We start from the raw sequence: 6,440 nt of genomic DNA, 5'->3' as shown, positions 1-6,440 counted from the left end.
ATGCTCGGCACCAGGCCCGACTCCTTGAGCAGGCCGGCCACGTCCGGCAGCTCGTCGAGGTGCACCAGGCCGGCCTCGGTCAGCGCGGCGCGCAGCGTCTCCGGGGACAGCTCGTCGAGCGAGCCGCGGCCGAACAGCGCCTGGCTCGCGGCCACCGCCTGGGCCATCTCCCGCTCGCCGTGCACGAGCGTGGTCAGCTCCTCGGCGAGCGCCCGCTGGGCCAGGCGCGCCTGCGGCCGCTCCGCTGTGGCCTTCTCCAGCTCCTCCAGCTCCTCGCGGGAGCGGAAGCTGAAGTACCGCAGGTAGCGGCTGACGTCCCGGTCATCGGCGTTGACCCAGAACTGGTAGAAGGCGTACGGGCTGGTCATCTGCGGGTCGAGCCAGACCGCGCCGCCTTCGGTCTTGCCGAACTTGGTGCCGTCGGACTTGGTGACCAGCGGCGTGGTGAACGCCTCCACCGGCCCGGCGCCGCGCCGCCGGACGTAGTCCACGCCGGCGGTGATGTTCCCCCACTGGTCGGAGCCGCCGTACTGGAGCTGGCAGCCGTGCCGGCGGTGCAGCTCGAAGAAGTCGTTCGCCTGCAGCAGTTGGTAGCTGAACTCGGTGAAGCTGATGCCCGTCTCCAGCCGCGCCCTGACCACCTCGCGCGCGAGCATCTTGTTCACCGGGAAGTGCTTGCCGACGTCCCGGAGGAACTCCACCACCGACATCTCGCCGGTCCAGTCCAGGTTGTTGACCAGTTGGGCCGCGTTCTCCCCGGTGTACGTGACGAACGGCGAGAGCTGCTCGCGGATGCGCTCCACCCAGCCGGCGACCACCTCGGGCGAGTTGAGCGTGCGCTCGGCGCTCTCCTTCGGGTCGCCGATCTGGCCGGTGGCGCCGCCGACCAGCAGCAGCGGACGGTGCCCGGCGAGCTGGAGCCGGCGCGCGGTGAGGACCTGCATGAGGTGGCCGGCGTGCAGGCTCGGGGCGGTCGGGTCGAAGCCCACGTAGAACGTGGCCGGTCCGGCGTCGAGCAGCTCGCGCAGGTCGTCGAGGCCGGTCGAGTCCTGGATCAGGCCCCGCCACAGCAGGTCTTCGGTCAGGGAGTCCCGCCCCTGCGGGAGGTTGCTGTCGGTCACGGTCACCGATTCTCCCCCATTCCCGGGCCCGGCCCGTACCGGGTTTGCCGACGTGGCGGCGGCTAGGCTGGCGGCGCCCGTCGAACGCGAGGAGGAACCGCGGTGGACATGCCGAACCTGACCGGTGGCTTCGTGGCCCTGCTGGGCCTGACGTTCGACGAGGTCAGCGGGGACCGGGTGGTGATCCGCTGGAAGGTGCGCCCGGAGCTGCACCAGCCGTACGGGATCCAGCACGGCGGCGTCTACTGCTCGGTGGTGGAGACGGCGGCGAGCATCGGCGGCGCGCTCTGGCTGGGCGACAAGGGCAACGTCGTCGGGGTGTCGAACCAGACCGACTTCCTGCGCGCGGTGCGTGACGGGGAGCTGACCGCTGTCGGCACGCCGGTGCACCGGGGCCGCAGCCAGCAGCTCTGGCTCGTGGAGATCACCGACGCCGACGGCCGGCTGGTGGCCCGCGGTCAGGTGCGGCTGCAGAACCTCACCGCCGCCTGACGCATTCGCCCGAAACCGGGCGCTGACGGCGATATCGTCGCCTCGGTGTGGACGTCCGCGCCCGGCCCGACGTGAGGAAGCTGTTCGCCGCCACGCTCGGCGTGCTGTCGGCCGTCGGCGGCTTCGTCGACATCGGTGACCTGGTGGCGGCCAGTCAGGCCGGCGCGCTGTTCGGCATGGCCCACACCTGGGTGCTGCTGGTCGGGGTGGTCGGCATCTGCGCGTACGCGGAAATGGCCGGCCGGATCGCGGCGGTGAGCGGACGGGCGGTGTTCGACCTGGTCCGGGAGCGGCTCGGGCCGCGGGTGGCGCTGCTCAACCTGGTCGCGTCGTGGCTGGTCACTGTCGTCACGCTCGCCGCGGAGCTGGGCGGGGTGGCGCTGGCGCTGCAACTGGCGACCCGGCTGAGCCACCTGTTCTGGGTGCCGCTCGCCGCGCTGGCCGTCTGGCTGGTGCTGTGGCGGCTGCGGTTCGAGCTGATGGAGCGGATCTTCGGCCTGGCCGGGCTGTCGCTGCTGGTGTTCGCGGTCGCGCTGGTGGCGCTGCCGACGGACTGGCCGGAACTCGGGCAGGGCGTGTGGCAGGTCAGCTCGGCCGGACACGGCTGGCCGCTGTACTGGTTCGTGGCGGTGGCGCTGTTCGCCTCGACTGTGAGCCCGTACGAGGTGTTCTTCTTCTCCTCCGGCGGCGTCGAGGAGCGGTGGAGCGCGGCGGACCTGGCGCGGGCCCGCTCGAACGTGCTGATCGGCTTCCCGGTTGGCGGGTTCCTGGCGTTGTCGCTGATCGCCGTCGCGACGGTGGCCTACCACCCGTCCGGGGCATCGTTGACCACGCTGGACGAGGTGGCGCAGCCGGTGGCGACCGCGCTCGGTGGCGCCGGACTGGCCGCCGCGGTGCTGGCGTTCTTCGCGGTGACGTTCGGCGCGGCGCTGGAGACCGGGCTGTCGGCGGCGTACGCGGCGGCGCAGTACTTCGGGTGGCAGTGGGGCAAACGGGTCCGTCCCCGTGAGGCGGCCCGGTTCCACAGCGTGCTGCTCGTCGGTCTGCTGCTCGGTGTGGTGATGCTGATGACGACTGTGGACCCGGTGCGGCTGACCGAGTACATGCTGGTGCTGAGCGCGGTGGTGCTGCCACTGACCTACCTGCCGATCCTGGTGGTCGCCAACGACCGCGGGTATCTCGGCGACCGGGTCAACGGGCGGTGGATGAACCTGCTCGGCGCGGTGTTCCTGCTGCTCATCGTGGCGGCCTCGGTGGCGGCGATCCCACTGGCGATCATGACGGGGATGGGGCGATGAGGGTTCAGCTCGCCAAGCGGCTGCTCGACCGGCAGATCGTCGACGTGGACGGGCGGCTGGTCGGGCGCGTCGACGACATCGCGTTCGCGGTCGACGACGAGGGCTTCCCGTACGTGGACGCCCTGCTCACCGGGCAGGGCGCGCTCGGCGAGCGGATCGGCGGGCGGATCGGGCGGTTGCTGGTGGCGGTGGCGGACCGGTTCACCGACGACCCGCCGGTGCCGCCGTTGCGCGTACCGCTGGCCGAGGTCGCCCGCGTGGACAGCGCGGTGCGGCTGCGCTGCCCGGCGGCGGACCTGCCGCCGTCACCGGTGGAGGCGTGGCTGCGCCGGCACCTGATCGAGCGCATCCCGGGGTCCGGCCGTGCGAGCGGGTGAGCTGCTCGGCCGCACCGCGTACGACCTGCACGGGCGGCGGCTGGGCCGGGTGGTGGACGTGGTGGTGCGCGGCGGGTGGCCGCCGGACCGGCTGCGGATCACCGATGTGATCGTCGCCGGGCACTGGTGGACCCGGGTGATCAGCCGGCTGATCGGCCCGGAGCTGCACCCGTCCGGGCCGTGGCTGCTGCGGATCATCGCCCGGCTGGTCGGGCGGAGCACCCATCAGATGCCCGCCGACGCGGTGCAGCTGCTCCCGCCGGTGCCCGGCTTCCCGTTCGGCCCGCCCGCCGGGCGCCGCTGAGCCGAGCCCCGCCGAGCCGGCCCCGCTGAGCCGAGCCCCGCTGAGCCGAGCGCCAGTGAAGCGCGCGCCGGGCGCCGGTCAGCGGCGGGCGTCGTCCAGTTCCGGCGTGTCGGCCGGGTCGGCGGCGTCGTCGGTGATGTCGCCGTCCGGGGAGCCGTCGTGGCGGCCGCGGCGGCGGACGTGCACCTCGGTGATGGCCCGCTGGTCGACGTCGGCCACCGCCAGCTCCCAGCCGTCCACGGTCACCTGCTCCCCCGCCACCGTCGGGATGTGCCCGAGGCAGATCAGCACCAGCCCGGCGACCGTGGTGTAGTCGCCGGCGGGCCGGTTCGGCAGCTCCACGCCGAGGTCGGTCAGGTCGTGCACCGGGAACGTGCCGGGCAGCACCAGCGTGCCGTCGGCCTCGGTGCGCACGGCGCGCAGGTCCCGGTCGGTCTCGTCGTAGATCTCGCCGACGATCTCCTCCAGGATGTCCTCCAGCGTCACGATCCCGTCGACCGCGCCGCGCTCGTCGACCACGAGCGCGATGTGCTGGCGTTCGGCCTTGAACTGGCGCAGCGCGTCGACCACCGGCAGGGAGTCGGGCAGCAGCATCGGCGGGCGGGCGATCTCGTCGACCGGCCGGTCGTCCGAGACGCCGACCAGGTCCCGCAGGTGGATCACGCCCACCGCCTCGTCCAGGCCGCCGTGGCGCACCACCGGTGCCCGGGAGTGGCCGGTCGCCGCGAGGACGAGCCGGGCGGCCTCCGCCGTGGTGCCGCTGTCGAGCGTGAAGACCTGCAACCGGGGTACGAGCACAGCCCGCAACTGCCGGTCGGCGATCTCCACCGCACCGGCGATGATCGTGCGCTGTTCCTTGGTGAAGCCGTGGTTGCCGGCCACGATGTCGCGCAGCTCGTCCGGGCCGATCTCGTCCGGCTCGGCCTTCGGGTCCAGGCCGAACAGGCGTACCACCAGGTCGGTGGTCGCGCCCAGCAGCCAGACGGCGGGCCGGGTGATGCTGGACAGCACGTCCAGCGGGCGGGCCACCAGCAGCGCCCACCGCTCGGCCGACTGCATGGCGATCCGCTTCGGGGCCAGCTCGCCGAAGACGAGCGTGACGAACGTGAGCACCAGCGTGACAGCGACGATGGCGACCGTCTCGGCGGCGTTGCCGAAGACGCCCAGCAGCGGGACGAGCGGCTTGGCCAGGGACACCGCGGCGGCGGCGGAGGCGAGGAACCCGGCGAGTGTGATGCCGATCTGGATCGTGGCCAGGAACCGGTTCGGGTCCTTCGCGAGGCGGGCGAGGGTCCGTCCGCCGCGGCTGCTGCGCTCCAGCCGCTGCACCTGGCTGTCCCGCAGGGAGACCAGGGCCATCTCGCTGCCGGCGAACACCGCGTTGAGGATCACCAGCACACCGACCAGGGCAAGCTGGCTCCAGTAGCTCTGCACGACCGGTTATCTCCCTCGGCCCGATCCGGGTCGGCCGATGGCCGACTCGCCGGCCGGCAGATCCGGTCGGCGTGGCCCTCTGTTGCCCCGCGGGACCGCCGCCGAATCATGACCGGCCCCGGCGTGACCCGCCGGAGCCGGGGCTCAGGCCGGTACGGGCAGGTCGAGCACGTACGCGCCGCCCTCGGGGCGGAACCCGAGCCGGTGGTAGTAGGGGGCGATCATGCCGGGCGGGCTGACCACCCGGCGGAAACCCCGGTCGGTGAACAGGCGGCTGCGCCGGTAGACGAACTCCCCCGGCGTGAAGTCGCGGAACGGCGGTGTCACGTAGTCCAGGTCGATCTGGGCCACCCCGCCCGGTTCGGCGTGCGAGAGCATCACGCCGACCACCTCGTCGGCGCGTACCACGAGGAACGCCGAGCGGTCGGCGGCGGCCGGATCCCAGCGGAAGCCCGGGTTGAACCGGGCGATGTCGGCGGCGTGCACCCGCAGCGTGTGCGCCAGGAACGCGTCGCCGGTGCCCACCTCGACCACCTGGTAGGTCTGCTCGTCGTGCCGGGTCGCCAGCAGCTTGCGCAGGTACCAGACGTTGATCACGGCGAGCACCACGTTCAGCCCGACCATCGGCCAGACCTGCACGGCGGTGTTGTAGCCGATCAGGATGAGGCAGCCGACCAGGTTGAGCGCGCGCAGCCGCAGGATCCGGGTCTGCAGCAGGGACCAGACCAGCAGCGCGGAGCCGGCCCAGCCGACGAGTTCCAGCCAGTTCACCCGGGGAGACTAGCGGTCTGCCTGGTCAGCCCCCTCGGCGGGCAGCTCCAGGACGTACTCCTCGACCTCGGTGCCGCGGCCCGCGGCGTACCCGGAGTCCTCGCCGATCACGACGAAGCCGCACTTGCGCAGCACCGCGAGCGAGGCGGCGTTGTCCTTCGCGGCGCGGGCGTGCAGCGGCCGGTGCGGCACCTCGCGCAGCAGCGCGCGCAGCGCGGCGGTGGCGTGGCCCCGCCCCCAGTGCGCCGCGTCGATCCAGTAGCTGACCTCGGTCTGCTCGCCGACCGGGAACGCGGCCACCCGCCCGACCAGCCGGCCGCCGACGACGACGGCGCGGTTCACGATCCGCTCGTCGGCGCGGATGCGCGCCCAGTGCGCGTCGAACGCGGCCCGGTCGGACGGGTCCTTCGGGCCGAACGCGGCCATCCAGTTCGCCTGCGGGTCCTGCTCGTGGGCGAAGAAGGCGGGCAGGTCGTCGTCGCGCACCGGGCGGAGCAGCACCTCGTTGGTCACGGCCGGAACGATACGGGCACCCACCGACACTCTCGGGACCTCCGGCCCGGTGTGTGTCCCGTCCGGCCCTGCCGCGCCGCCGCCCGGCCCGGCTACCAAGGAGGTGGAACGACTCAGCCGAGGAGGCCGG

The 6,440-nt window shown here is 73.0% G+C and carries 8 protein-coding genes (1 of these 8 running past the window's edge); 4 read left to right on the top strand and 4 right to left on the bottom strand.

Annotation, left to right across the window (positions count from 1 at the left end; genetic code table 11):
- A protein-coding gene (gene tyrS, locus ACN27D_RS27755; RefSeq protein ID WP_120573845.1) for a tyrosine--tRNA ligase crosses the window boundary here: on the bottom strand, positions 1 to 1,121 show its 5' portion. Its footprint begins 163 nt before the window's first position; 1,121 of the gene's 1,284 nt are visible here — the first part of the coding sequence; the start codon lies at positions 1,119 to 1,121; the stop codon falls past the left edge of the window.
- Between the two features lie 108 nt (positions 1,122 to 1,229).
- Between tyrS and ACN27D_RS27750 the strand changes: the two genes are divergently transcribed.
- Genes ACN27D_RS27750 through ACN27D_RS27735 form a run of 4 tightly spaced genes read left to right on the top strand, consistent with a single transcriptional unit; the run spans position 1,230 to position 3,592 of the window.
- A complete protein-coding gene (locus ACN27D_RS27750) occupies positions 1,230 to 1,613 on the top strand; it encodes a PaaI family thioesterase (RefSeq protein WP_175438812.1) in 384 nt (127 codons plus the stop codon).
- Between the two features lie 47 nt (positions 1,614 to 1,660).
- Positions 1,661 to 2,911, top strand: a complete 1,251-nt coding sequence (locus ACN27D_RS27745; RefSeq protein ID WP_421500369.1) for an NRAMP family divalent metal transporter — start codon at positions 1,661 to 1,663, stop codon at positions 2,909 to 2,911.
- Positions 2,908 to 3,288 (top strand): hypothetical protein, encoded by a 381-nt coding sequence (locus ACN27D_RS27740; RefSeq protein ID WP_120570460.1) that lies wholly within the window; start codon positions 2,908 to 2,910, stop codon positions 3,286 to 3,288. The genes ACN27D_RS27745 and ACN27D_RS27740 overlap by 4 nt, the downstream gene beginning before the upstream one ends.
- A complete protein-coding gene (locus ACN27D_RS27735; protein ID WP_421500368.1) occupies positions 3,275 to 3,592 on the top strand; it encodes a PRC-barrel domain containing protein in 318 nt (105 codons plus the stop codon). Before ACN27D_RS27740 ends, ACN27D_RS27735 begins: the two co-directional genes overlap by 14 nt.
- A gap of 78 nt (positions 3,593 to 3,670) precedes the next feature.
- On the opposite strand, the gene ACN27D_RS27730 is transcribed toward ACN27D_RS27735, so the two are convergent.
- The 3 genes from ACN27D_RS27730 to ACN27D_RS27720 form a co-directional block, all read right to left on the bottom strand.
- On the bottom strand, positions 3,671 to 5,026 hold the full coding sequence (locus ACN27D_RS27730) for a hemolysin family protein (protein ID WP_121686097.1): 1,356 nt from the start codon (positions 5,024 to 5,026) through the stop codon (positions 3,671 to 3,673).
- A gap of 144 nt (positions 5,027 to 5,170) precedes the next feature.
- Complete coding sequence (locus tag ACN27D_RS27725) at positions 5,171 to 5,797, bottom strand: hypothetical protein (protein WP_421500367.1); 627 nt, start codon at positions 5,795 to 5,797, stop codon at positions 5,171 to 5,173.
- Positions 5,798 to 5,806: 9 nt separating this feature from the next.
- Positions 5,807 to 6,310, bottom strand: a complete 504-nt coding sequence (locus ACN27D_RS27720; RefSeq protein WP_047894418.1) for a GNAT family N-acetyltransferase — start codon at positions 6,308 to 6,310, stop codon at positions 5,807 to 5,809.
- Between the last annotated feature and the right edge of the window lie 130 nt (positions 6,311 to 6,440).

Source organism: Micromonospora sp. WMMD1274 (assembly GCF_049179035.1).
Classification (GTDB): Bacteria; Actinomycetota; Actinomycetes; order Mycobacteriales; family Micromonosporaceae; genus Micromonospora; species Micromonospora tulbaghiae.
The sequence above is the reverse complement of the archived record's forward strand: the minus strand, read 5'-3'. Positions and strand labels throughout refer to the sequence as shown.